Here is a 24,622-nt window from a genome sequence, read left to right on the forward strand (position 1 = left end):
GTCAATTTCCAACAAGGGTTTGCAATTGCAGGATCGGCAGCAGGATCGCGAGGATGATCAGCGCCACGATCGCGCCCATCACCACAATGATCGCTGGCTCCAGCAGAGCGAGCGCGGTGGCCGCCGTGGCCTCGAACGCGCGATCCAGCGCTTCGGCCGCGCTTTCCAGCAGGGGGCCAAGCTGGCCCGATGCCTCGCCACTAGCGGCCATGGCTATGAGCAGCGGCGGAAACAGCCCGGCCTGGCTGAGCCCTGCGGCGAGCGAGCCGCCCTCGCGCACGCCTTGCGCCACCTGTGCCAGGGCACGGGCGTGGCTGTGATTGGCCGCCGTACGCGCAGACAGGCGCAAGCCTTCGAGCAGCGGCAGGCGCGCCGCGATCATCGTCGCCAGCGTGCGCGCCAAGGCAGCGGCCTGAGCATCGCGCCACAGCGGCCCGAGCACGGGCAGGCGCAACAGCGCATGATCCACCCGCGCGCGAAACGGCAGCCATGCCAGCGCGCGGACAAACGCCAGCCCGCCCAGCACGATCGCCAGCAGCATGGCCCAGCCCCAGGTGGCAAGAAAGCCCGACACCGCGATGACCGCGCGCGTCAGCCATGGCAGTTGCCGGCTGGCCGCGTCGAACTGCTCCACCACGCGCGGCACCACGGCTACCATCAGGCCGGTAACCACCGCCACGGCCACCGCTGCCAACGCCAGGGGATAGGCCAGCGCACCCGCCAGGCGCGCGCGCACCTGCGCCTGCCGCTCGGCCAGATCGGCCAGGCGCGTGGCGATCTGCGGCAGGCGGCCAGCGCTTTCCCCCGCGCCGATCATCGCGCGATAGACCGGCGGAAACGCGCGCGGCGCGCGGCCCATCGCCTCGGCCAGGCCCAGCCCCTCGCACACTCCGGCGTGGACTGCGCCGATCACCGCACCTTCCCGCGTGGCGCCGGCCTGGCGCAGCATGGTGCGCAGCGCCTCTTCCACCGGGCTGACAGCCACGAGCGCAGCCAGTTGCCGAGTGAGCAGCGCGCGCCGGGCCAGGCCCAGCCGCAGCCGGGCAACCGGCCGCACGTCGCGCGGTTGTGCAGGATCGACGCGCAGCACATGCCAGCCGCGCGCCGCCAGGTTCTGCCGCGCCGCCGCCGGATCGGGCGCGGCCAGGCGGCCCTGCCGCTCGCGCCCCTTGCGATCGAGCGCGCGATAGGTGAACGCCGTGCGGCTCATCCCTGGTCCTGCCGCAGAATGCGCGCCGCCTCTGCCGCGCCGACCGTGCCGGCCACGACCAAGGCGCGCGCAGCATCGGCCAGGCGCGGGCTGGTAGCAAAGGCATGGGCCAGCAGCGCATCTTCGCCCGCGTCATCGTGGATCATCCGGCGCAGACCATCATCGGCCCACAGCGCCTCGAACACGCCGACGCGGCCTTGATGCCCGCTGTCGCCACAAGCCGCGCAGCCCGGCGCATCGCTGACCATGGTATCCACGGGCAGGCCCAGCGCCGTGGCAAGGCGCGGCGGCACGGGCACCGAAACCCGGCACTGCGGGCACAGCCTCCGCACCAGCCGCTGTGCCAGCACGGCGCGCAGCGTGGCCGCCAGCAGGAACGGCTCCACCCCCATGTCGCGCAGGCGAGTCACCGCCCCAACCGCATCGTTGGTATGCACCGTTGCCAGCACGAGATGCCCGGTCAGCGCAGCCTGCACGGCAATCTGCGCGGTTTCGGCGTCGCGAATTTCGCCCACCATCACCACGTCAGGGTCTTGCCGCAAGATCGCGCGCAACCCGGCCGCGAAGGTGAGGCCCAGGCGCGAATTGACCTGGGTTTGCCCCACGCCATCGACGGCATATTCCACCGGGTCTTCGACCGTGAGGATATTGCGCGCGTCATCGCGCAGCAGGCCAAGCGCGGCATAGAGCGTGGTGGTCTTGCCCGAACCGGTTGGCCCGGTGACCAGCACGATGCCATTGGGCTGGGTCAACGCCCGGCGCAGCACGGCATCGGCCGCCGTATCCAGCCCGAGCGCCGCCAGATCGATGCCGGCGCGCGCCTTGTCGAGCAGGCGCAGCACGACCCGCTCTCCCGCGCGCGAGGGCAGCGTGGACACGCGCACGTCAACCAGCCTACCGGCGAGATCGAGCGCCATGCGCCCGTCCTGCGGCAGGCGCCGTTCGGCGATGTCGAGCCGCGCCATGACCTTGATGCGGCTGGCGAGAAGCGGCGCGACATGCGCGGGCAGGCGCAGCATTTCGGCGAGTTGCCCATCACGGCGGAGGCGCACGACCAGCGCCTGCTCATAGGGTTCCAGATGGATATCCGACGCCCCCTGGCGCAGCCCTTCGGCCAAAAGGCCATTGATCAGGCGGATCACCGGGGCATCATCGGTGCTGCCCAACAGATCTTCCGCGCTGGGCAGATCGAGCGCGGCGGGTGCTGTATCATCGCGTGCCAGCGCATCGGCGGCGGCCATGGCACCATCGGCATAGACCTGCGCCAGCAGCGCCTCGAACGCGGGGGGCGGCACGCGGCGCCAGCTGGCGATCGGCCCGCCCAGCCGCCGCACGTCGAGCAGCGTCAGCGCGCTGGCTCCTTCGCGCAAGACCACGGCCAGCCCGCCTGGCTCGCGCCCCTCCACCAGCAGGCCCATGGTGCGGGCCGCAGCGTAATCGGGGCGCCAGGTGGCGGTGTCCTCCACCGGCATCACGGCTGCACCCCGGTTTGGGCTACCGCCGGACCGGGCGGACGGATCACCGTGTCGCTGGCCCCGCTTGCTGCTGGCCGTGCCGTTCCCAGGTAATCGCGGACCAGTTCATCGATCGACGGTTCCTGCCCCGGGGCATAGGCCACCTGCGCGCCGCGCACGGCATCCATACGCCGCGCCGTCAGCGCCGTCCGGCCTGCCCCGTCGCGCAGGATGGTGGGGCGAATGAACACCATCAGGTTGGTTTTCACATGGCTTTTGCTGCGAGAGCGGAACAGTTCGCCCAGCAGCGGCACATCGCCCAGCAGCGGCACCTTTTCCAGCGTGCGCCGCTCGGCATCGTCGAGCAGGCCGCCCAGCGCGATGATCTCGCCATCGCCAATAGTGACGGTGGTTCGGATCTCCCGCTTGTTGACCACCAGTTCGCTGTTGGTGGACGAGACCGGCCCCGCCACCGAACTGACCTGCTGCCGCAGATCGAGCCGCACGGCATTGCCGGCGTTGATCTGCGGCGTCACGTCCAGCTCTATCCCCACGTTCTGGCGCTGGATCGTACGGAATGCGCCGGTCAGCGAATTGGACAGCGCCTCTCCCGTCGCCACCGGGATTTCCTTGCCAAACAGAATGGAGGCCGGGACGTTGTTGTTGGTGACGATATGCGGGGTGGACAGCACGTTGGACTTGCTGTCGGCCCGCACGGCATCGATCAGGGTGCCGAAAAAGCCCGATCCGCCCAGGCTGGTCGCCCAGCCGGCAATGCCGCCGCGCGCGGCAAGCGCAGCCTGCGCGGCATTCTGGCGCAAGAGATCAGCCGTGGCGCCAGAGGTGCTGGTGGTGACAGTGGCGCCATTGATCACCGTGGTCGTCTGATCCAGCCGATCGGCATAGAGGCCGCCGGCTAGATCGAGGATATTGGCCGCGCCGTTGGAAAAGCTGGTGACGGCAAAGGGCGCATCCTTGCCGCCGACAAGCAGTTGCACACCCAGTTTTTGCGCCACATCGTCAGACACTTCGACGATGATCGCCTCGACCAGCACCTGCTGCTGCGGCAGATCGAGGGCATGGACCAGATCGGCCAGGCGGCGCTGTTCATCGGCCGGGGCGGCAATGATCACGGCATTGGCACCGGGATAGCGGGTGATCGTCGCCGTGCCGCGCCCGCCATCGAGGCGGATGGGGCCATTGCCCAGGCCGCCGGTGGTACCGCCGGAGGGATTGGCCGGCACGCTCGCCTCCTGGCCCGGCGCACTGGCGCTGCCCGCAGCGGCGCTGGCCCCAGCGCTACCCATATTGCCCAGCGACACCGGCGCGGCCGATCCGGCGCTGGCCTCTCCGCCGCTGCCGCCCACCAGCCGTTCGAGCACGGGCACGAGCAGCGCGGCATCGGCATGGTCGAGCCAGATCACGCGGATCGCCCCGCCCTGCCCGGCGCGCGCATCCAGCCGCCGCGCCACATCGGCCAGCCGCGCCAGGGTAGCGGGGTCACCGCGCAGCACCACGGCATTGGCGCTGTCCACGGCCACGACGCTCGCCGCGCTGCGCCCGCCTTCGCCCGCAGCCACCAGTTGGGCCAGGGCGCTTGCCACCTCACGCGCGCCGGCATGGGCCAGATCGAGCGTCAGCACGGTGGCCCGGTCCTGGTCGATCTGGCGTACCAAGGCGCGAATGCGAGCGAGGTTGTCGGCATAATCGACCACGACCAGCGAATTGGCCGCCTTGTTGGCCGTGAGCGCGCCATCCTTGCTGACCAGCGGGCGCAGCGTGTCGAGTGCCTGGACCGCATCGGCAGCGCGCAGGCGCACGATTTCGGTGACCATCTGGTTGCGCGCCGCCATGCCGCGCCCGGCGGGTGCGGCGGTGGGCTGGCTGGCTGCGCCCTCCACCGGCTGGATGCGAAAGGCGCCGTTGCCGGTGGGGACGGCGACGAGGCCGTTGGCACGCAGCGTGGCCAAAAACACCTCGAAATATTCGCTGGCGCTCAAGGTCCGCTCGCTCGCCACGCTGACTTTGCCGGCAACCCGCGCGTCGACGATGAACGTGCGGCCAGTCACTTCGGCGGCATCGGCGATGAAGGCGCGCATATCCGCCTCGCGCACGTTGAGGCGAAACTGCGCCTGTGCTGCCAGCGGCCAAGCCAGCGCGAGCGCCAGTGCGGCAAGCCTGGCCAAGCCCTCACACTTCAAAAGCCGCCCCATCATTGTCCCCCGCCGGCCGGGCCAAGCGAGAGCGCCAGATCGTGCCCGGCGCGGTGCACCGTTACCGCAACGGCCTGACCGGCCGCCAGCATGGCTTCGATCTGCCGGGCATCGCGCGCGTCGCGCACGGGCTTGCCACGCAGCGCCACGATCCGGTCTCCCGGCAAAAGGCCCAGGAACTGCGCCTCGCCCACTGCGCCAGACACGATCAATCCTGGCGCGCCGTGCTCGGCATCGGCAAGGCGGAAGCGGGGCGCCGGTGGCTTGCCGCCGGTGCTGTCAGCCGGTCGGCCATCCTGCGCGGCGAGGCGCAGCACCAGCGTGCCCCCGGCGCGCTGCAGCACCACATGATCGAACGCCACCTGCACCAGCCGCACGCCAGGCGCGATGTCCGCCCCCTGCGGCACCGCGCGCTGCACCCCGTCGGCGTCGGCCAGAATCGCGCCGCCGCCCTGCCCATCGGCTGTGGATCGCGTGCCGAGCAGAGTGAACGGCAGCGCCGCGCCCCCCTCACCGCCAGCGCCCCCGCCATCTGGCACATCGCGCGCAAATGGATCGAATTGGGCAAAAAGCGCGGCGCGTGCCGGGGCATCAAGCACCACCAGGCCCACGCTATCGCCCACTGTCGCCGGCGCGAGCGGCGCCAAAAGTACCCAGCCGAGCATGGCAAGCAGCGCCGCCACACTGCCCAAGAGCGCTACTTCGGCAAGGAGCGCGGCCAGCGGGGATTTGCCAAAGCGCGGTGAGGCCATGCGCCAGCGCCAGTCTGGCCAGCGCCACAAGGCCTGCCCCGCCAACGATGCCGATCCCGCCATGCCCTGCGCCTGCTTGCCCATTGTCTGCCCCACCCATTGCCGCAGCCAGGGTAAGCCACAGGCCCGCGCGCAGGATGCGCGAAAGGCTCGATTTCGGTGGCTCTAGCCGCTAGGCCAAGGGCATGCCCGCCTGGTTTCCATCTTCCTGGCACCGCGCCCTGCTGCGGCTGGCCCATCGGCTGCGCGTGGCCTGGTGGCGCTGGCGCCGCGTGCCGGTGCCCGGCTGCATGGTCGTGGCGCGCGATGCGCAAGGCCGCGTGCTGCTGGTGCGGCACAGCTATCACCACAGCCATGCCTGGATGCTGCCCGGCGGAGGCCTGGCGCGCGGGGAAAGCCCGGTGGCAACCGCCGCGCGCGAACTGGCCGAGGAAACCGGCTGCACGCTGCACGATGCGGTGCATTTTACCGATCACCTGCGCGATCGCGGCGGCTGGCTCAACCAGATCGCGCTGGTGGCGGGAACCGCGCTGGGCAGCCCGCGCGCCGATGGACGCGAACTGCTCGACGCCGCATTCTTTCCCGTCGCGGCTTTGCCCGAGACCACCAGCCCCGCCACGCGCGAGATGATCGCCTTGTGGCAGGATTACGCGCGCCAGCAGCAGCAATAGGCGTCAAAAAGGGAGCTGCGCCTGCCCCGGCGGCGCGGCGACAGCGGCTGGCTGGCCCGGCTCGTCCAGTGCCGAGAGCGTTACCCCCATCAGCCGCACCGGCTGTGGCAGCGGCAAGACCTGGTCGAGCAGGCCGCGTGCCACATCGGCTAGGGCATCGCGGCTCGCCACCGGGGTTGCCAGCGAACGGGCGCGGCTCATCGCCGTAAAATCCTTGAACTTGAGCTTGAGCGTCACAGTGCGACCAGTCACGTCGGCCCGCGCCACGCGATCCCACGCCAGGTCGATGATCGTTTCCAGCGTTTCGCGCAGGACTGGGCCCGACGACAGGTCTCGATCAAACGTGCGCTCTGCCCCCACAGACTTGCGCGGACGATCGGCGGTTACCACGCGCAGATCGATTCCCCGCGCGGCGCGATAGAGATAATCGGCCTGGGCACCAAAATGCTGGCGCAAGGTGGCCAGGCTTTGCGCGCGCAGGTCTGCCCCGGTGGCAATGCCCAGCGCCGCCATCTTTTCCGCGCCGCGCGGCCCCACCCCATGAAAGCGCGCTACCGGCAGGCCGGCGACGAAGGCCGCCCCCTCACCCGGGCGGATCACGCACAGGCCATCGGGCTTGTTCTGGTCACTCGCCAGCTTGGCCAGGAACTTGTTGTAGGACACCCCGGCGCTGGCGGTCAGCCCGGTCTGCGCGCGGATGCGCTGCCGGATCAGTTCGGCGATGCGCGTCGCCGATCCGATCCCGCGCAAGTCACGCGTGACATCGAGATAGGCCTCGTCGAGCGACAGCGGCTCCACATCGGGGGTGTAATCCAGAAAGATCGCGCGGATCTGTTGCGACACCGTGCGATAGACATCGAAGCGCGGCCGGCGGAAGATCAGATCAGGGCACAGTTGCACCGCCCGCGCCGAGGGCATGGCCGAACGCACGCCGAACTTGCGCGCCTCATAGCTGGCCGCAGCCACCACCCCGCGCGCGGCATTGCCACCCACGGCCACAGGCTTGCCGCGCAGCTCGGGCGCGTCGCGCTGCTCCACGCTGGCATAGAAGGCATCCATGTCGACATGGATGATCTTGCGCAGGCCCGGCGCCTCATCGGCATCGGGCACGGGAAAAGGGGGCGAAGGCGGGGATTCGGACATCGGCATGAATGCGGCGTCCGTCATGCCACAAACAACGGTCAAGGGCTGCAACAAAACCTTGGATTGCCGCGCCCTGCCTGCCATAGGATCGTTATGCAACCTGACTATCCAGCCCGACGGCGCCCGATCAAGGCGCTGGGTGGGCGCGAATTCATTGCCATGATGGCGCTGCTCATGGCGCTTCAGGCGCTGGCCATCGATGCCATGCTGCCTGGGCTCGGGCAGATCGCCGCAGACCTGGGCGTCAGCGATCCCAATCGCCGCCAGCTGGTGGTGGGGATATTCCTGGTTTCGGCCGGCGTGGGCGCGCTGGTGCCTGGCGCGCTGGCCGATCGCCATGGCCGGCGCCCGGTGCTGCTGGTCACGATCGTGCTCTATGTCGCGCTGGCCCTGGGCTGCGCCATGGCGCCTGATTTCGATACCCTGCTGGTGCTGCGCGCGCTGCATGCGGTGTCGAGTGCCGGCGTGGCGGTGCTGCCGGCCGCGATCGTGCGCGATCGCTTTGCCGGAGACCAGATGGCACGCACCCTCTCGACCGTCTCCACCGTGTTCATGGTCGTGCCGATGCTGGCGCCCAGTGTGGGGCAATTCGTGCTGCTGTTTGCCGGCTGGCGCTGGATCTTCGGGGTGCTGGCGGTGCTGGCAACGATCATGGGCGTGTGGGTGTTCATGCGCCTGCCCGAAACGCTCGACCCGGCCAACCGCCAGCCGATCATGCCGATGACCATCGCGCGCAACATGGCCCATTCGGCGATCGAGCGGTCTTCGGCCGGCTACGTCCTGGGGGCAGCGCTCGTTTTCGGGGCGATGTTCGGATACATCAACTGCTCGCAGCAGCTGGTGGCCGAACACTTTGGCGCGGGGCACTATTTTCCGCTGATCTTTGGCGCCACGGCCCTGTCCCTGTCGTTCTCCAATTTCTTCAACGCCCGCATCGTCGAACGCTTTGGCGCGCGGCGCGTGTCGCAGACGGCGCTGCTGGCATGCATCTGCCTCAGCCTGTTGCAGGTGCATTTCGCCTTCAGCCCGCACCAGACGCTGCTGCGCTTCATGCCGGTGATGGCCGCCAACATTTGCGCCATGGGCTTTATCGGCGCCAATTTCAGCTCGATCGCGCTGCAGCCCTTTGCCCGCACCGCAGGCGCGGCCAGTTCGATGCAGATGTTCATGCGCACGCTGATCGGCTCGCTGATCGGCATCGCCATCGGCCAGGTCTATGACGGCACGGCGCGGCCCTTGTCGCTGGCATTCGTCACCTGCGGGCTGCTATCGCTGTGCCTCGTGCTCTATTCCGAGCGCGGCCGCCTGTTCCGCCGCCTGATTCCGCCGGGCGGGGAGCGGGTGCTGGTAGACGTGCACTGACCGGCGCTTAGGCGACGGCGCGGCCCATCGCAGCCAGGGCCACGTCGGCACGTTCCGGCCGGGCAAAGTGATAACCCTGCATCAGGCGGATGCCGAGCGCGCGGGCCGTGGCGACCTGCGCTTCATCCTCCACGCCTTCGATCATGCACTCGATGCCCAACTGCCAGGCAAACGAGACGATCGTGCCCACGATCGCCCGCGCGCCCGGATCGCTGGACAGCGCGGCGGCCAGCCCGCGATCGATCTTGACCATGTCGAGCGGCAGATCGCGCAATTGCGACAGGCTTGACCAGCCCGCCCCGAAATCATCGAGCGCGAGGCGGAAACCCGCCGCCCGGAACGCCTCGAGCTGGGCGTGGGCGCGGCGCGGATCGGCGATCAGCGCCGCTTCGGTCACTTCCAGCATGAAGCGCGCCGGATCGGCACCGGCATCGCGCACCAGCCGGGCAAGGGAGTCGACCGCGCCCTCGCGCGTTACATCGCGCGGGGTCAGGTTGATCGCCACCGTCAGCCCCTGGCGCCAGGCATCGCATTCCGCCAGCGTCCGGCCCATCACCGCCTGGGTCAGTTCGCCGGTGCGGCCGGTCGCCGCGGCCAGATCGATGAACTCGCCCGGTGCCAGCCAGGTCTGCCCATCGGGCGACCAGCGGGCAAAGGCCTCGAACCCGACGACCGCCAGGCTGTCCACATCATAATAGGGCTGGTAGAGCAGGCGCAGCCGATCATCCAACAGGCAATCGTTGAACTGGCGAGTCATCGCGCTGCGCTGCTGCAGGGCGGTTTCGTCGTCCGGGCCAAATAGCACGATGGCGCCCTCGCCCCGCTTCTTGGCCTTGTAGAGCGCGGCGTCGGCGCGTTCCAGGCAGGCGCCCACGCTGGGCCCGCGCACGCGATGAAGGCCGGTGGAAGCGTGCAGGCGCAGGCTGACCCCGTTGTGGAGCACCGGCGCGCGCACCGACTGCGCCAGGTCTTGCGCGGCAGCGGTAACGCCGGTGGCGTCGAGCCGGCCATCGAACAGGATCGCGAATTCGTCGCCGCCCAGGCGCCCATGCGCGAGGACGCCGGAAATCGCACCGATGCGCGTGGCCACCGCGCGCAGCACATCATCACCGGCGGCATGGCCATAGGTGTCGTTGACGTGCTTGAACCCGTCGAGATCGAGCAGGGCCAGCCACGGGGCTGCCAATTCATGCCGGGCCACTTCATGCCGGGCCACATCCTGATCCAACCGCGCCAGGATTGCCCGGCGGTTGAGGGCCCCGGTCAGGGCATCGCGCGAGGCCTGTTCGAAATTCCTTTCCGCCAGCCGCGCCGCCAGGCGTTCGCGCCGCGCCAATTGCTGGCGTGACAGTTCCAGCCGCACGAAATCGGCATGGAAGCCGAATGTCATGGCCAGCACGGTGAGATTGGCCATGACCAGCAGCAGGACCACCGGCCACAGGTGCGCGCCATCCACCACGAGATAGACGGTGCAAGCCGGCACGGTGGAGGCAAAGACCAGCCGCAGCGCCGCCGCCGGCGCATGCGCCAGCCCGAGCACCCCTGCCACGGAAATTACCGAGAGCAACACGCAGAGCAATGCGCGCTGCGCCTCGCCGCCGACACAATAGAGATAGAGCGCCCACAGCACCGCAAACAGCACCGAAAGGCCCACGCTGGTTGGCAGCGCATCGAGATCCTTGCGCCGCAGCGCCAGAGGCCGGCGCTCCACTTGCACAGGCAGCCAGTGCCAGCCGCGCTCTGCCACGAACACCATCATGACAACGCCCGGCACCAGCACCGGCCACGGCACGGTGCCGGCCACCCGCATGATCACCAGCCCGACCGCCAGCAACGCCAGCAACGACAGCAGCGGCAGGCGGCGGGAGAGATTGTGCGTATAGGCCGCGACCATCGCCTCGCCGCGGTACGCGCGCCGGTGGGCCCCATCCATGATCGCGCCCAGCAGCGCCCCTATCACCCGGCTGCGGGCGCGCAGGCGCGGACGCAGCGGCAAGGATTCGGCCGCGATGGCAGCGACCATCCCAACCTGTTCCGCCTGAGGGTTTCCACTAAGGGGTTCCATCTCGCGGGCATAGGACCCAGGCGGTTAACAGGTGGTATGCGTGGCCGTTTCAACGGTTTTTTACAGCAGGTTGTCTGCCAACGCTGTCACGCCGGGATCGCGCGGATTCAGGCCTCCGCCAAGGCCGCAACCAGGGCCTTGACCTTTTTTTGGCGCCACTGCGGCAAGGGAGCGACCAGCCAATAGCCGCGCCGGCTGTTCTCCACCTCACCCAGGGCGACGACGCGGCCGGTCGAGAGCGCATATTCGGCCAGGAGCAGCGGCACGCGCGCCTTGCCCAGGCCCGCCGCAGCGGCGCTGATCGCAGTGCCGGCGTCGCCCACGGAAAACGCCACTTCGCGCCCCTCACCCGCTGGCACCGGATCACCGGGCCAGCCGATCCAGGCGCCATCGCCGTTTTCGCCGCTCACGTCGGCAAAGCCGGGCGCGGCGACGATCACGGTTTGCGGCGCGCCGAGCGGAATGCCTTCGAGTTCGCCCGGCCCTTCGGCCCAGCGCACGGCCAGATCGAGATTGGCCTCGGTAAAATCGATATCGCCATCGCCGCCGACCAGCGAAAAGCGCAATGCCGGGTTTTCGGCACGAAACGCGGCCAGCCGCTGGCTGAACCAGGCGGCAAAGAAATCACGCGGGCAGGCAATGGTATAGACGTGGCTGGATTGCCCCGCCTGCATCGCCTGCACGCCTTCTTCAAAGCGCAGGAAGCCCTCGCGGATGGCATCGAGGCCGGCCGCAGCCTCGTCGGTCAGTTCCAGCCCCTTGGATGTGCGGCGAAACAGCACGACGCCGAGCAGGTCTTCCAGCGCGCGGATCTGCTGGCCCACGGCGGCGGGCGTCACCGCCAACTCGTCGGCCGCGCGGGTGAACGACAGGTGGCGTGCGGCCGCGTCGAGCACGCGCAGCCCGTTGAGCGGGAGATGGGTCCGCTTCATTGGTGGTATCGCCCTTCGCTTGGCGGTCAGTTGGCCGTGGCCGGGGCGGCCAGCGGAAAGAACGGAATGGCCACGTCGAACACGCTGCCATCGTCACGGCGCATGGTATAGTGCCCCTCCATGCTGCCGGTGGGCGTGCCGAGCGGGCAGCCCGAGACATAGTCATGCGCCTGCCCCGGCAGCAGGCGGGGCTGTTCGCCCACCACGCCTTCGCCATCGACAAAGCTGACATGGCCGCGCCCATCGGTGATGCGCCAATGCCGGGTGATCAACTGGGCCGGCTCGGCCGAATCGTTCTCGATGCGGATATGATAGACCCAGAACCACTTGCCGGCCGCCACGCGCGATTGCTCCGGCAGAAAATTGACCGCCACCCGGACGGTCATTCCCTGCGTGATCGCGGCATGCTGGAATAGCTGCTTCATCCTTGGCAACCTAACGCACTTGCGCCTTTGTTCCAATGCCCGAAATGGACTTTCCCGGCAGGACGCTTGCCCTGGGCGACGCCACGCGGCACAGGCAGGCAGGTGATGGATGACGCAACGCCGCCTTCGCTTCCCGATGCCGGGCCAGTGCCGCAGATCGTCTGCGCAGTGCTGGCGCATGGCGAAACCGGCGCGGTGGTGCGCCTGCTGGGCAGCGAGACGGGCCTGGTTGCGGCCTATGTTGCCGGCGCGCGCGGCCGCACGCTGCGGCCCGTGCTGATCCCGGGCAACCTTGTGGCGGCAGACCTGGTGCGGCGCAGCGAAAGCCGCCTGCCAAACGCGCGGGTGGAACTGGTCACCAGCCGTGGCCCCTGGCTGGGCGAACCGCTGGCCAGCGCGGGCATCGCCTGGGCCTGCGCGCTGACCGCCGCCGCCCTGCCCGAAGGCCTGCCCCTGCCCGCGATCCACGGCGCATTGGCCGCGCTGCTCGATGCCATCTGCCTGGCGCCGTCGGCGCGCGGCTGGGCGCGGGCGCTGGCCGGCTATGAAGCGCTGCTGCTGCGCGAGGCGGGCCATGGCCTGGCCCCGACGCGCGCCGCCACGGGCGGTTGGCCCGGGCTGCTCGCCCTGCTCGATGCCCAGGGGCCGGCGATCGCAAGCCAACTGCTTGCCGAACGGCGGCGCGATGTTATGGCGGCCCGCGCGATTCTGCTCGACAGGCTGAAGCGCATCGGATCGGATTGAAAAGGCCCATACCATGAAAATTGCGGTTTTGCCCGGTGACGGCATCGGCCCCGAAGTGACGCGTGAAGCGGTCCGCGTGATCGAGGCCCTCGACCTTGGCATCGCGATGGACGAAGCGCTGGTGGGCGGCTGCGCCTACAAGGCCAAGGGCCACCCGCTGCCGGCCGAAACGCTCGACCTGGCGCGCGCGTCCGACGCCATCCTGTTTGGCGCCGTGGGCGATCCCGATTGCGATGCGCTGGAACGCCACCTGCGCCCCGAACAGGCGATCCTGGGCCTGCGCAAGGAACTGACCCTGTTTGCCAACCTGCGCCCGGCCAAGGTCTTTGCCGGCCTGGAAAGCCATTCAGCGCTGCGCCCGGAAGTGGCCGGTGCGATCGACCTGCTGATCGTGCGGGAATTGAACGGCGACGTCTATTTTGGCGAAAAGGGCTTTCGCCAGAACGCCAAGGGCGAGCGCGAAGGCTATGACATCATGTCGTACAGCGAAAGCGAAGTGCGCCGCATCGCCCACGTCGCGTTCCGCGCCGCGATGGGCCGGGGCAAGCGCCTGTGCTCGGTGGACAAGGCCAACGTGCTGGAAACCTCGCAGCTGTGGCGCGACGTGATCGTGGACGTGGCCAAGGACTATCCGCAGGTCGAACTCGAACACATGTATGTCGACAATGCCGCGATGCAGCTGGTGCGCGCGCCCGGCAAGTTCGACGTGGTGGTTACCGGCAACCTCTTTGGCGATATCCTGTCTGACCAGGCGAGCATGTGCGTGGGCTCGATCGGCCTGCTCGCCTCGGCCTCGCTGGGTGAACGCCAGACCGCGCACGGTACGTTCGGCCTGTATGAGCCGATCCACGGTTCGGCGCCCGACATCGCCGGCAAGGGGCTGGCCAACCCGATGGCGACGATCCTGTCGGCCGCCATGCTGCTGCGCCATTCGCTGGGCCTGGCCCAGGCGGCAGACCGGATCGAGGCGGCCGTGGCAGCCGTACTGGCCGATGGCGTGCTGGGCGGAGACCTGGGCGGAACGGCCGGGACTGCGGAAATTGGTGACGCGGTGCTCGCAAAGCTGTAAGCGCGCGCCCCATGTTGCAACTGGCAGTCATTCTCCCGACCTACAACGAGAGCAAGAACATTGCCTCGATGGTCGAACGGCTCGACAAGGCGCTTGCCGGCATCGCCTGGGAAGCGATCTTCGTCGATGATAACAGCCCCGATGGCACCGCCAATGTGGCGCGGGCCATCGGCCGCACCGATCCGCGCATCCGGGTGATCGAACGGATCGGGCGCCGGGGCCTGGCCTCTGCCGCGATCGAGGGGATGTGCGCCAGCGCCGCCCCCATCGTCGCGGTGATGGACAGCGACCACCAGCACGATCCGGCGCTGCTGCCGCAGATGCTGGCGGCGATCACCAGCGGCGAATGCGATGTGGCCTATGCCTCGCGCTTTGCCGAAGGGGCCAGCACCGAGGCCTGGGGCCGGCCCGACCGGGTCAAGGCATCGGGCCTGGCCAATGCCATCGCCCGCAAGGTGACGGGCGTGCAGTTGTCTGACCCGATGAGCGGGTTCTTCATGCTGCCGGCCGCCACCCTGCGCGCCGATGCGCATCGCCTGTCGGGCGTGGGCTTCAAGATCCTGCTCGACATTCTCGCCACGGTTGACGCGCCTTTGCGGGTAAAGGAATTTCCGCTGAACTTCGCCGCACGGGCCGAAGGCGAATCGAAACTGGATCGGACCGTCGTGTTTGAATTTCTCATCGGCCTTTACGACAAGTGGCTTGGCCGCATCATTCCCACCCGCTTTGCCCTGTTCGGCACGGTGGGGGCGCTGGGTGCACTGGTCCACCTCGCCGTGCTCTATGTGGTGCTACACCTGTTCGGCCGGGAATTGGCGCTGAGCCACTATCCCAAGGAAACCGCGTTCATCGTTGGCCAGACCCTGGCGGCGATCACGGCGATGACCTTCAATTTCGTGCTCAACAACGAACTCACCTATGCCGACAAGCGCCTGCGCGGCTTCTTCCCGCTGGCGCGCGGCTGGCTCAAGTTTGCCGCGACCTGCGCGTTCGGCATGCTTGCCAATATCGGCGTATCCACCGCCCTTGTGCGCGTGGGCTTCCACCCGATCTCGGCCGCGCTGGTCGGCATCGTGCTGGCATCGGTGTGGAACTTCGCGCTGTCGAACAAGTTCGTCTGGGGCAAGTATGGCTGATGAAACCGGTGCCCGTGTGCTGCCCCGCTTGCAGATTGCGATCGTGGCGGCAACGGGCATCTGGACCATCTATTGCCTGCTGACTTCGCCCTATCCTTATTATGCGCCGCTGCAGAATGGCCCGACACTGGCCATTCTGGGCGGCGTTTTCATGTGGGCGTGGCGACGCCCGCAGCCGACATCGGCCCTGGCGTGCCTTTGCGGCTTTCTCGCGCTGCATGCACTGGGCGGCAAATACATCTATTCCCACGTGCCCTATGAACACTGGGCGCAGGGTCTGGGCCTGCCTAGCCCCAACCACCTGCTCGGCCTGCCGCGCAATTCCTATGATCGGCTGGTGCACTTTTCGTTCGGCCTGCTGATGGTCCACCCCATTCGCCAGGCGCTGATGCGGCAAGGCGGCGTTGGGCCGCGCCTGTCGCTCTATGTCGCGGTGGAGTTTGTGATGGCCGGAAGCTGTCTTTACGAGATTTTCGAATGGCTGCTCACCGTGTTCCTCGCTGGCCAGGACGCCGACGCCTATAACGGGCAGCAGGGCGATCTGTGGGACTCGCAAAAGGACATGGCCTGCGCCTGCGTGGGGGCGATTGTGGCGGCCGCGCTCATCGCCGCGCGGCGCCTGGCATCGAAGCCCCGTGCCGTCAGGACACAACGCCCATCATGACTTCCACACCGGCAGCCAGGTGAACAGCCGGAACGACTTGACGCCGGGCAGTGGCAGGGCGGCCAGGATCGGGAAGAAATAGACGAAGCCGACCAGCGTCAGCGCCACGCTGGCCCAGGTCGGCCAGCGCAATCCGCGCCGCCACAACTGCGCCAGCACCAGGGCGAGAGCGGCATCGAGGAACACCGCGGCGAGCTGGTAGTGGTAATAGAACTGCACCGGCTTGCCATTGATCGCCCAGAAGAACAGCGCGCCGACATAAAGCAGCGCCGCCATGCCCGAGAGCGCGGAGAGCCGGTCGCGCCCGGTGGGCCACCACCGCCCCGGCAGGGCCAGGCCGCGCCGCAGCAGCGCCTGCACCCCATCGGCCGCGCACCACAGCAGCGCGGGCAGGCCCGCCCACATGCTGTAGGGATTGCCGATCATCAGCACACCGCGCTGCGCGCCGTCCCACTTTTCATAGAAGAACCAGATCGGCCGCGCGTTGAACATCCACTGGTACCAGTGGCTCATATAACGGTGTGGCTTCACCACGCTGTCCTGCAGTTTCAGCATGGTCTGCTGCCATTCGACCAGGTGCCACGGGCTGAGCGGGTTGACCTGGTAGAACATCGCCGGGATGAAGGTGGCGAAATAGACCAGCACCGGCCAGATCCCCAGCCACACCGCCGCCTCTGCCAAGCACACGCCCGGCACTGGCCCGCCCTGGCGCCCGATCAGCCAGGCCAGGCCCCGCCGCAGACCGGTGACGTCGGCGCTCGCCTGCCAGCGGGCCCAGGCATACCACAGGCCGGGAAAGACCATCAGCGGCACGCCAGTCCACTTGCCGCCCATCGACAGGCCCATGAACAGGCCGGCCAAGACCAGGTGCACGCGCGCCCCGCGCCGCGCCGCCAGTGCCCACTGCCAGAACGCCAGCGCCAGCGAAGCGGCCATCGCCATGTCCAGGATGGCAATGCGCGCCAGCACGAACCAGATGAAGTTGGTGGCCATGAACAGGGCAAACAGCACGGTGCCGCGCGCCGACAGGCTGGCCCACCAGAACGCGCGGATCGCGGCATAAAGCCCGATCACGCCATAAAGCGCGTTGAAGAACCGCCAGCCAAAGGGGTTGTCACCCCAGGTCATCATGCCCAGCGCGATCAGTTCCTTGCCCAGGAGGGGGTGTTCGGGATTGAGCCGGCTGGACAGGGCGATGAGATGGCGGGCTGCCGGCAGGTAATGCACTTCATCGAACATGATCTTGGACGGCGTGCCCAGGCGCCAGAACACCAGCACGGCAAAACAGGCCACGATCGCCAGCACGGCGCGGATCGGATCGGGTTCGGATGCGCGCGGGGGCAGCGGAATGGGCTGGGTCATTGACCGGGCGCGATACGCTAAATGCCCCCGCCGGTGCAATGGCCCCTGCCCCTGCAACGCCTTGCATGGTCGGGCCTGCCAAACTAAGGCTGCGGGCCATGAAACGCACCACCGGACAAGACCGCTCGATCACCCAATCCTGGCGCCCGGCCACCAAGGCCGTGCGCGGTGGCACCTGGCGTTCGGAAATGGGCGAAACGTCCGAGGCGCTGTTCCTCACCTCGGGCTATGCCTATGACGACGCGGCCACCGTGGCCGCGCGCTTTGCCGGTGAACAACCGGGCATGACCTATTCCCGCCTGCAGAACCCCACGGTGGCGATGCTGGAAGAGCGCATTGCCCTGATGGAAGGGGCGCAGGCCTGCCGCACCCAGGCCAGCGGCATGGCCGCGATGACCACGGCCCTGCTCTGCCAGCTTTCCGCCGGGGACCATATCGTGGCGGCCAAGGCCGCGTTCGGTTCGTGCCGCTGGCTGGTGGAAAGCCTGCTGCCGCGCTTTGGCGTGGAAGGCACCCTGATCGACGCGACTGACAATGCCGCGTGGGAAGCGGCGATCCGGCCCAACACCAAGGTGTTCTTTTTCGAAAGCCCGGCCAACCCGACCATGGGCATCGTCGACATGGGCTATGTCTGCACGCTGGCCAAGGCCCACGGCATCACCACGGTGGTGGACAATGCCTTTGCCACCTATGCCCTGCAGCGCCCGATGGAATTCGGCGCCGACGTGGTGGCCTATTCAGCCACCAAGATGATGGACGGCCAGGGCCGCGTGCTGGCCGGCGCGGTGTGCGGCAGCCAGGATTTCATCGACAACGTGCTCTTGCCGTTCCAGCGCAACACCGGCCCCAACTGCGCCCCGTTCAACGCCTGGGTCGTGCTCAAGGGCCTGGAAACGCTGGACCTGCGCATCCAGCGGCAGAGCCAGAATGCCCAGAAGGTGGCCGAATTCGTCGAAGCGCGCGTGCCGACGATCCTTTACCCCGGCCTCAAGAGCCATCCCCAGCATGACCTGGCGATGCGCCAGATGAGCGCGGGCGGCACGATCTTCTCGATCGTGCTGGATGGCGGCCGCAGCCAGGCCCATGGCCTGCTCGACGCGCTCAAGCTGATCGATATCTCCAACAACATCGGGGATTCGCGCTCGCTGATGTGCCACCCCGCCACCACCACCCACCACGGCGTGGGCCCCGAAGGCCGCGCCGACATGGGCGTGGGCGAAGGCATGCTGCGCCTCAACGTCGGCCTGGAAGACCCGGACGACCTGATCGAGGATCTCGACCAGGCGCTCAGGGCGGTGGGGCTGTGATCAACCCTTTTTTCCCTGTCCCATCGGCCGTTTGACATGCTGACGTTGCCGCCTAAGGTGCCCGCCAACGGGGCTTTGGACCGGAGCGAAAACGTGCTGGCGGAAGCCCACCTTTCTGCCATCGTGCAATCATCGAACGATGCCATCATCAGCAAGGCGCTGGATGGCACCGTTCTCACGTGGAACCCGGCGGCCACCCGCATCTTCGGGTTTAGCGAAGCAGAGATGGTGGGCCAGTCGATACGCCGCGTGATCCCGGCCGATCGCCAGGCCGAAGAAGACGACATCATCGCCCGAATCGCGCGGGGCGAACAGGTGCAAAGCTTCGAAACCATCCGCCAGCGCAAGGACGGCAGCCAGTTCCACGTCTCGCTGACCGTGTCGCCGATCCTGGCCGCCGATGGCGCGGTGGTGGGCGCCAGCAAGATCGCCCGCGACGTGACCCGGCGCCACGCTGCGCTTACTGCCCTGGCCGAGCGCGAACACCGTCTGCAGATGCTGGCCGACAACATCTCGCAGTTGACCTGGGTCACCGATCCGCACGGCACCCTGCTGTGGTTCAACAAGCGCTGGTACGATTACACCGGGCTGAGCGAGGACCAGTGCGTGGGGCAGCGCCGGCTTTCGGTGCACCATCCCGATCATCTGGAACGCGTCGTCTCGAAATTCTACGGCGATATCGCTGCCGGCCGCGAATGGGAGGATACCTATCCCTTGCGCGGGCGCGATGGCAGCTATCGCTGGTTCCTCTCGCGGGCCAAGCCCATTCGCGACGAGACCGGCCGTATCGTCAACTGGTTCGGCACCAACACCGACGTGACCGAGATGCTGGAGAAGGAAGAGCAGATCCGCCTTCTCCTCATGGAAGTGAACCACCGGTCCAAGAACATGCTGGCGGTGGTCCAGGCGCTGGCGCGCCGCTCGGGCGGGGGTGATCCTGAATTCCTGCGCCGCTTTGAAAACCGCCTGTCGAGCCTGTCGGCCAATCAGGACTTGCTGGTGAAGCGCGGCTGGCAGCACATTCCCATGGCCGAGCTGGTCGACGCGCAACTGGCGATCCTCGATCGCGACAGCCGCGCGCTGGTCAAGGTCTGTGGGCCAGACATGCTGCTTTCGCCGCGCACGGCCGAGATCATCGGCATGGCGCTGCACGAGTTGGCGACCAATGCGCTCAAATATGGCGCGCTGTCACAGCCCGGTGGGCAGGTGTGGCTCTATTGGGAGGATCGCGCCGACCGGTTCGTGGTCGAATGGCGCGAACGCGGCGGGCCACGGGTGACTCCGCCGGAAAATTCAGGGTTTGGTACCACGTTGATCCGGCATATCCCGTCGCGCAGCCTCAAAGCAGACGTGACGCTGGATTACGCGCCCGATGGCCTGGCCTGGCACCTGGATTGCGACGCGACGCTGGCGCGCACCCTGACGTCCTGATCCAGCCCTTACCTGTCTGGCGTGGCAGTGGCACACTGGGCGCGCCACTGCCTTGCGCGGTCAGGCCTGGTCGGCGCTGCCGGCCAGGCGCGCTTCGAGCGCGGCGATGCGGGCCTTGAGTGCTTCTGCCTCTTCACGGGCGGTGGCGGCCATTTCCTTGACCGCGGCAAATTCCTCGCGGGTGACATAGTCAAAGCCGCCAAACACTTCACGCGCCTTTTCCCGGGCGGTTTCGCCCGCTTCGCGGCCCAGCCCGGCCAGCGTACCGGCGGCGCTGTTCAGCACCTTGACGAAATCGGCGATCATCGGGTTTTCGGTCTGCATGGCGGCCCATCCTGGGGTTGAACGTCTTGCCGCCTACATGGTGTGGGCGCCGACGAACCGCAAGCGCCCAATGCAGTTATCCCTGCTGGAAATCGATGTGCACGGCGGCCGGTGCTGGCGCCATTGCCCCATCGGCACCAGGATTGGCCTGGATGAACTGGAAATTGAGAAACGCGGCAAAGCATACCCAGGCAAGATAGGGCGCCAAAAGCCACCCCGCCGCAGGCCGCACCCGCCAGAACAGATAGAGCGTGAGCGCCACCAGCGGGATCAGCGCCAGGATGATCCCCTGCGCCACGACCATGCGATGCAGCGCAAAGAACACCGGGCTCCACGACAGGTTGAGCAGCAGTTGCACGATGAACGCCACCACCGCCACCGGCCGCCCCGGCGCGCCACGCGCGGCCAGGACCATGGCCAAGGCCAGCCCCATGGCGAGGTACAGCACGCTCCACACGATGCCGAACGTGACCGGCGGCGGAAAGATCGCCGGCTTGACCAGCGCGGCAAACCACGGGTTGTCAGGCCCGCTGCCAGCCGAGCGGCCGGACAGGAAACCCAGCCCCAGCACCAGGGGAATGGTGAACAGCGACCAGCGCACGAGGCTGGCGCGAAGCTGCGCGGGTGAAGCAAGGTAACGCATGGTGTGGTTTTACGTCTGCCTCAAGCAAATGGTTCCGGAAGATGCCCGGCCCCGTGAACGGTATGGCAAGTGTCGTCGCTCTAGGCAATTGGCGAGGGAATCTCATTCCGAAACGCATTTATAAGGAATTCTACGTTGCCCTCTGGCCCGGTTATCGGGCTTTCGACGATGCCCTCCACGGTCCATCCGCCGCTTTCCAGCCAATCGCGCACCTCGGCACAGACGCGGGCATGCAGCGCGGGATCGCGCACCACCCCGCCCTTGCCCACTTCGGCCCGGCCCACTTCGAATTGCGGCTTGATCAGCGCAACCAGCCGGGTGGGCCGCGCCGCCAGCGCCAGTGGCACTTCCAGCACCTTGGCGAGAGCAATGAAGCTGGCATCGCACACCACCCAGGTGGCGGGCCGGTCGATATGCGCGGGTGTCAGGATACGCGCGCTGGTTTGCTCCAGAACGGTGACACGCGGGTCCTGGCGCAGCTTCCAGGCCAGCTGGTTGGTGCCTGAATCCACCGCAAAGACATGCGCCGCGCCCTTTTGCAGGAGCACATCGGTAAAGCCGCCGGTGGAACTGCCGATGTCCATCGCGATGACCCCGGCGGGATCAAGGCCGAAATGGTCGATCGCGTGGGCCAGCTTGATTCCGCCGCGCGACACCCAGGGATGATCGCGGCCGCGCACCTCGATCTGGGCATCGGCGGGCACGGCCTGCCCGGCCTTGGCCACCTTGGCCTGGCCGAGATAGACCAGGCCAGCCAGGATCAGGGCCTGGGCGCGGGCGCGGCTTTCCGCCAGGCCGCGTTCGACCAGCAACTGGTCGATACGCTGCTTGGACGCAGGTTTGGCACGCGGTGCCGGATCGGGCGAGGGCGTTCGGGTTGTGGTCACGCCCGCTTCCTTCCATAAGCCGGGCATGAAGATCAACCGCGCCGCCCGGCATGGGCGCAATTCTCCGCCGCGAAATTCCCCTTGGGCCGGGCTTGGCGCCGCCACGCTGGCGCTGCTGGCCGCCGGCTGCGCCTCGCAGGCGGTGATCCCGCCTGCGCCGGTGCGCCCTGCCCCGGCGCCGCCGCCGTCCTATGCCCCGCCGCCCATGGCCAGTGCGCCCACCGATTGGCGCGATCTGCCGCAAACGCCGGGTACCTGGCGCTATGCCAATGGCCTCGCGCAGTTCGGCCAGCCCGGCGTGGGCGCGGTCTTTGCCATGGAATGCCGCCAGGGCCAGGTCACCCTTCGCATTGCCGGCGCCGCCAGCCAGCCGGTGCCCGCCACGATCACCACCACCAGCCAGCAGCGCGCGATGAGCGCAGTGCCGCTCGATACGCAGACCCTGGCGATCACCCTGCCCGCGCGCGACAACCTGCTCGATGCCATGGCGTTCAGCCGGGGGCGGTTCATGGTCGATGTCAACGGCCTGCCCGCCCTGGTATTGCCCGCATGGGCAGAAGTGGGCCGGGTGATCGAGGATTGCCGCTGAAACCCCGCAAAACCTGGGGTTTGACGCCTATCCTGGCCGTCTCGACGCAGGCGCGAAGCGACGATTTTGACGGCAAAATAAATGAATGCAAGTCTTGTTGTTTGTCCCCCGATTGCGCACATAGATCACAAGGTTGGTGAGCGGACCTGAAACCCTCCCGGCCCAGCTGTTCGGAACGCCCCGGGCAGCGACTTTGGCTCAACAGCGCGAAAGGAGGTGATCCGATGTCTCATGGTTCAGCAGAGAGGTCGGCATTCCGCAGCGCGAGGCATTATCGCTGATTTCCAGCACAGCGATAAAGGCTTCGTGAGCGGCACTTCCGGCCGCTGACCATGCGAAGGGCCGCTTCGGATTGCCGAGGCGGCCCTTCACATTTATTTCTTTTTCCTTGCGTTAAACGCAACAATCGTTCAACGGGCGAATCACCGATTCCCTATCTTCAAGGATGATTGTGCCATGGCGACCACCGCCGCGCCTGCGTTGCGCTTTACCCGCGTTCCCCATCCCGCACCCGCTGCGGCCGATGTGCGCGCGCAGGTACTGGCCAATCCCGGCTTTGGCACCAAGTTTTCCGATCACATGGTCTCGATCGACTGGTCGGAAAGCGAAGGCTGGCACAACGCGCAGATCCTGCCCTATGGCCCGATCGCGCTCGATCCGGCGGCCGCCGTGCTGCACTATGCCCAGGAAATCTTTGAAGGCTTGAAGGCCTATCGCCTGGCCGATGGCGGTATCGCCCTGTTCCGCCCGGAAGCCAACGCCGCGCGCTTCAATGCCTCGGCGCGCCGCCTGGCCATGGCCGAAATCCCCGAAGACCTGTTCATCGCCGCAGTTGAGCAACTGGTGCTGACCGACCAAGACTGGTTCCCCACGGTCGAAGGCGGCTCGCTCTACCTGCGCCCGTTCATGTTCGCGTCCGAAGCATTCCTGGGCGTGCGCCCGGCCAAGGCCTATCGCTTCATGGTGATCGCCAGCCCCGCCGGCAACTATTTCAAGTCGGGCTCGCCCGCCGTGTCGATCTGGGTCAGCGACTATACCCGCGCCGCGCCTGGTGGCACGGGCGCGGCCAAGTGCGGCGGCAACTATGCCGCCAGCCTGGTGCCCACCGCCGAAGCCTTTGCCCGCGGCCATGACCAGGTGCTGTTCCTTGATGCGGCCGAGCACAAGTGGATCGAGGAACTGGGCGGCATGAACCTGTTCTTCGCGTTCGACGATGGCTCGATCGTCACCCCGCCGCTGGGCGGCACGATCCTGCCCGGCATCACCCGCGAAAGCCTGATCGCCCTGGCGCGCGAGGAAGGCCTGACGGTGCGCGAGGAACGCTATAGCCTCGACCAGTGGCGCGCCGATGCCGCATCGGGCAAGCTGGTGGAAACCTTTGCCTGTGGCACAGCCGCGGTGGTGACCCCGGTGGGCAAAGTGGCCGATCACAACGGCGAATTCACCATCGGTTCGGGCGGCCCCGGCCAGCTGACGCAAAAGCTGCGCCAGCGCCTGGTCTCGATCCAGCGCGGCGAAGCGGCCGATACCCACGGCTGGGTCAAGAAGATCGCCTGATCGCGCTTGCCGCCGCGCCAGCCCCCGCTTATCCCCCAGGGAAACGGCGGGGGATGCGCGTGGCGAAATTGACACTGGAACAAGGGCTTTTCCGGCTCAACCGGCTGACGGCCGTGCTATCCTGGCTGTTGCCGGTGAGCGGCGTGATGATGGCCATTGCCCTGGTTGGCACCAGCACCATCGACGGCATGCGCACCCTCCCCTCGGTCATGGCCCCGGCCGCCATCCTGGGAGTGATCGCCGCGCTGCTCGCCATCATCCTTTCCAGCATGTGGCTGTCGCGCGCCAATGCCAACCTGCGCGCGGCGGGCCGCAACCTGAAGCACGGCGCCGTCATGGCCTGGCTGTGGACCTTCGTGCCGGTGGCCGGGCTGTTCAAGCCCTATGACGTGATGCGTGAGATCTGGCGCGAAAGCGTGCTGCACGATGGCCAGATCACCGGGCAGGATACCGCCACGCTGCCGCAATGGTGGGGCGCCTGGCTGGTGGCGATGATCGGCATGAACCTGAGCAACCGCGCCGGGATCGAAGCCACCGAGTTCGGCCGTTTCGTGCTGGTGCCGGTGGTGGCCGTGGCGGGTCTCGCGGCGTGCATCTTGCTGCGCAGCCTGGTGCGCACGGTGAACCACGCGCAGGCTGGCCTGACGCAGGCGGCCGTCTTTGCCTGACCACGCCTGCCGCA

The 24,622-nt window shown here is 67.7% G+C and carries 23 protein-coding genes; 11 read left to right on the forward strand and 12 right to left on the reverse strand.

Annotation, left to right across the window (positions count from 1 at the left end; genetic code table 11):
• Window position 1: 1 nt before the first annotated feature.
• The 4 genes from ABIC78_RS04955 to ABIC78_RS04970 are packed head-to-tail and all read right to left on the reverse strand — an operon-like array spanning window position 2 to window position 5,692.
• Entirely contained in the window at window positions 2–1,210 is a 1,209-nt protein-coding gene (locus tag ABIC78_RS04955; protein ID WP_171794733.1) for a type II secretion system F family protein, read from the reverse strand.
• The gene (locus ABIC78_RS04960; RefSeq protein ID WP_171794734.1) at window positions 1,207–2,682 is read right to left on the reverse strand and encodes a GspE/PulE family protein; all 1,476 of its coding nucleotides are present in this window, start codon (window positions 2,680–2,682) and stop codon (window positions 1,207–1,209) included. Before ABIC78_RS04960 ends, ABIC78_RS04955 begins: the two co-directional genes overlap by 4 nt.
• Window positions 2,682–4,850: a type II secretion system secretin GspD gene (gene gspD, locus ABIC78_RS04965; RefSeq protein WP_231627525.1), complete on the reverse strand. Its 2,169-nt coding sequence runs from the start codon at window positions 4,848–4,850 to the stop codon at window positions 2,682–2,684. The genes ABIC78_RS04960 and gspD overlap by 1 nt, the downstream gene beginning before the upstream one ends.
• 26 nt (window positions 4,851–4,876) lie before the next feature.
• Entirely contained in the window at window positions 4,877–5,692 is an 816-nt protein-coding gene (locus tag ABIC78_RS04970) for a type II secretion system protein N (RefSeq protein ID WP_197279197.1), read from the reverse strand.
• A gap of 122 nt (window positions 5,693–5,814) precedes the next feature.
• On the opposite strand from ABIC78_RS04970, the gene ABIC78_RS04975 reads away from it, so the two are divergent.
• Window positions 5,815–6,300: an NUDIX domain-containing protein gene (locus ABIC78_RS04975; RefSeq protein ID WP_022676255.1), complete on the forward strand. Its 486-nt coding sequence runs from the start codon at window positions 5,815–5,817 to the stop codon at window positions 6,298–6,300.
• Window positions 6,301–6,303: 3 nt separating this feature from the next.
• Here the strand turns inward: ABIC78_RS04975 and dinB are convergent, their stop codons facing one another.
• On the reverse strand, window positions 6,304–7,443 hold the full coding sequence (dinB, locus tag ABIC78_RS04980) for a DNA polymerase IV (RefSeq protein ID WP_054130904.1): 1,140 nt from the start codon (window positions 7,441–7,443) through the stop codon (window positions 6,304–6,306).
• Between the two features lie 93 nt (window positions 7,444–7,536).
• On the opposite strand from dinB, the gene ABIC78_RS04985 reads away from it, so the two are divergent.
• On the forward strand, window positions 7,537–8,805 hold the full coding sequence (locus ABIC78_RS04985; RefSeq protein WP_054130690.1) for a multidrug effflux MFS transporter: 1,269 nt from the start codon (window positions 7,537–7,539) through the stop codon (window positions 8,803–8,805).
• A gap of 7 nt (window positions 8,806–8,812) precedes the next feature.
• On the opposite strand, the gene ABIC78_RS04990 is transcribed toward ABIC78_RS04985, so the two are convergent.
• From ABIC78_RS04990 to apaG, 3 genes are all read right to left on the reverse strand, one after another.
• Window positions 8,813–10,828 carry a putative bifunctional diguanylate cyclase/phosphodiesterase gene (locus tag ABIC78_RS04990; RefSeq protein WP_231627526.1) on the reverse strand — a complete coding sequence of 672 codons (2,016 nt, stop codon included), beginning with the start codon at window positions 10,826–10,828 and terminating at the stop codon, window positions 8,813–8,815.
• 149 nt (window positions 10,829–10,977) lie between these two features.
• Window positions 10,978–11,802 (reverse strand): LysR family transcriptional regulator, encoded by an 825-nt coding sequence (locus ABIC78_RS04995; RefSeq protein ID WP_054130691.1) that lies wholly within the window; start codon window positions 11,800–11,802, stop codon window positions 10,978–10,980.
• A 26-nt stretch (window positions 11,803–11,828) separates the two neighbouring features.
• Window positions 11,829–12,227: a Co2+/Mg2+ efflux facilitator ApaG/CorD gene (gene apaG, locus ABIC78_RS05000; RefSeq protein ID WP_022676260.1), complete on the reverse strand. Its 399-nt coding sequence runs from the start codon at window positions 12,225–12,227 to the stop codon at window positions 11,829–11,831.
• Window positions 12,228–12,332: 105 nt separating this feature from the next.
• Here apaG and ABIC78_RS05005 point away from each other — a divergent pair, with 105 nt between their 5' ends.
• From ABIC78_RS05005 to ABIC78_RS05020, 4 genes are read left to right on the forward strand one after another with little or no spacing between them, the layout of a single operon-like run.
• Window positions 12,333–12,971, forward strand: a complete 639-nt coding sequence (locus ABIC78_RS05005) for a DNA repair protein RecO C-terminal domain-containing protein (RefSeq protein ID WP_054130692.1) — start codon at window positions 12,333–12,335, stop codon at window positions 12,969–12,971.
• Window positions 12,972–12,984: 13 nt separating this feature from the next.
• Window positions 12,985–14,040, forward strand: coding sequence for a 3-isopropylmalate dehydrogenase (gene leuB / locus ABIC78_RS05010; protein WP_022676771.1), 1,056 nt, complete (start codon window positions 12,985–12,987; stop codon window positions 14,038–14,040).
• Window positions 14,041–14,051: 11 nt separating this feature from the next.
• Window positions 14,052–15,176: a glycosyltransferase gene (locus tag ABIC78_RS05015; protein WP_022676770.1), complete on the forward strand. Its 1,125-nt coding sequence runs from the start codon at window positions 14,052–14,054 to the stop codon at window positions 15,174–15,176.
• Window positions 15,169–15,840, forward strand: a complete 672-nt coding sequence (locus tag ABIC78_RS05020) for a DUF2238 domain-containing protein (protein WP_171794735.1) — start codon at window positions 15,169–15,171, stop codon at window positions 15,838–15,840. Before ABIC78_RS05015 ends, ABIC78_RS05020 begins: the two co-directional genes overlap by 8 nt.
• Here ABIC78_RS05020 and ABIC78_RS05025 read toward each other — a convergent pair.
• Window positions 15,835–17,202, reverse strand: coding sequence for a phospholipid carrier-dependent glycosyltransferase (locus ABIC78_RS05025; protein ID WP_169041969.1), 1,368 nt, complete (start codon window positions 17,200–17,202; stop codon window positions 15,835–15,837). The genes ABIC78_RS05020 and ABIC78_RS05025 overlap by 6 nt on opposite strands.
• Before the next feature lie 98 nt (window positions 17,203–17,300).
• Between ABIC78_RS05025 and ABIC78_RS05030 the strand changes: the two genes are divergently transcribed.
• Both ABIC78_RS05030 and ABIC78_RS05035 read left to right on the forward strand, forming a co-directional pair.
• On the forward strand, window positions 17,301–18,509 hold the full coding sequence (locus ABIC78_RS05030; protein WP_054130695.1) for a trans-sulfuration enzyme family protein: 1,209 nt from the start codon (window positions 17,301–17,303) through the stop codon (window positions 18,507–18,509).
• Between the two features lie 93 nt (window positions 18,510–18,602).
• Window positions 18,603–19,940, forward strand: coding sequence for a PAS domain-containing HWE histidine kinase family protein (locus ABIC78_RS05035; RefSeq protein WP_054130906.1), 1,338 nt, complete (start codon window positions 18,603–18,605; stop codon window positions 19,938–19,940).
• Between the two features lie 60 nt (window positions 19,941–20,000).
• On the opposite strand, the gene ABIC78_RS05040 is transcribed toward ABIC78_RS05035, so the two are convergent.
• The 3 genes from ABIC78_RS05040 to ABIC78_RS05050 form a co-directional block, all read right to left on the reverse strand.
• Entirely contained in the window at window positions 20,001–20,264 is a 264-nt protein-coding gene (locus tag ABIC78_RS05040; protein WP_169041968.1) for an accessory factor UbiK family protein, read from the reverse strand.
• Between the two features lie 76 nt (window positions 20,265–20,340).
• Window positions 20,341–20,907: a TspO/MBR family protein gene (locus tag ABIC78_RS05045; RefSeq protein WP_062786124.1), complete on the reverse strand. Its 567-nt coding sequence runs from the start codon at window positions 20,905–20,907 to the stop codon at window positions 20,341–20,343.
• Between the two features lie 80 nt (window positions 20,908–20,987).
• On the reverse strand, window positions 20,988–21,794 hold the full coding sequence (locus ABIC78_RS05050) for a TlyA family RNA methyltransferase (protein ID WP_354488055.1): 807 nt from the start codon (window positions 21,792–21,794) through the stop codon (window positions 20,988–20,990).
• A 25-nt stretch (window positions 21,795–21,819) separates the two neighbouring features.
• Here ABIC78_RS05050 and ABIC78_RS05055 point away from each other — a divergent pair, with 25 nt between their 5' ends.
• The 3 genes from ABIC78_RS05055 (at window position 21,820) to ABIC78_RS05065 (ending at window position 24,608) form a co-directional block, all read left to right on the forward strand.
• On the forward strand, window positions 21,820–22,383 hold the full coding sequence (locus ABIC78_RS05055; protein ID WP_171794737.1) for a hypothetical protein: 564 nt from the start codon (window positions 21,820–21,822) through the stop codon (window positions 22,381–22,383).
• 456 nt (window positions 22,384–22,839) lie between these two features.
• The gene (locus ABIC78_RS05060; RefSeq protein ID WP_171794738.1) at window positions 22,840–23,940 is read left to right on the forward strand and encodes a branched-chain amino acid aminotransferase; all 1,101 of its coding nucleotides are present in this window, start codon (window positions 22,840–22,842) and stop codon (window positions 23,938–23,940) included.
• Window positions 23,941–23,999: 59 nt separating this feature from the next.
• On the forward strand, window positions 24,000–24,608 hold the full coding sequence (locus tag ABIC78_RS05065; protein ID WP_171792771.1) for a DUF4328 domain-containing protein: 609 nt from the start codon (window positions 24,000–24,002) through the stop codon (window positions 24,606–24,608).
• Window positions 24,609–24,622: the final 14 nt, after the last annotated feature.

The organism is Novosphingobium sp. 1529 (assembly GCF_040544855.1).
Classification (GTDB): domain Bacteria; phylum Pseudomonadota; class Alphaproteobacteria; order Sphingomonadales; family Sphingomonadaceae; genus Novosphingobium; species Novosphingobium capsulatum.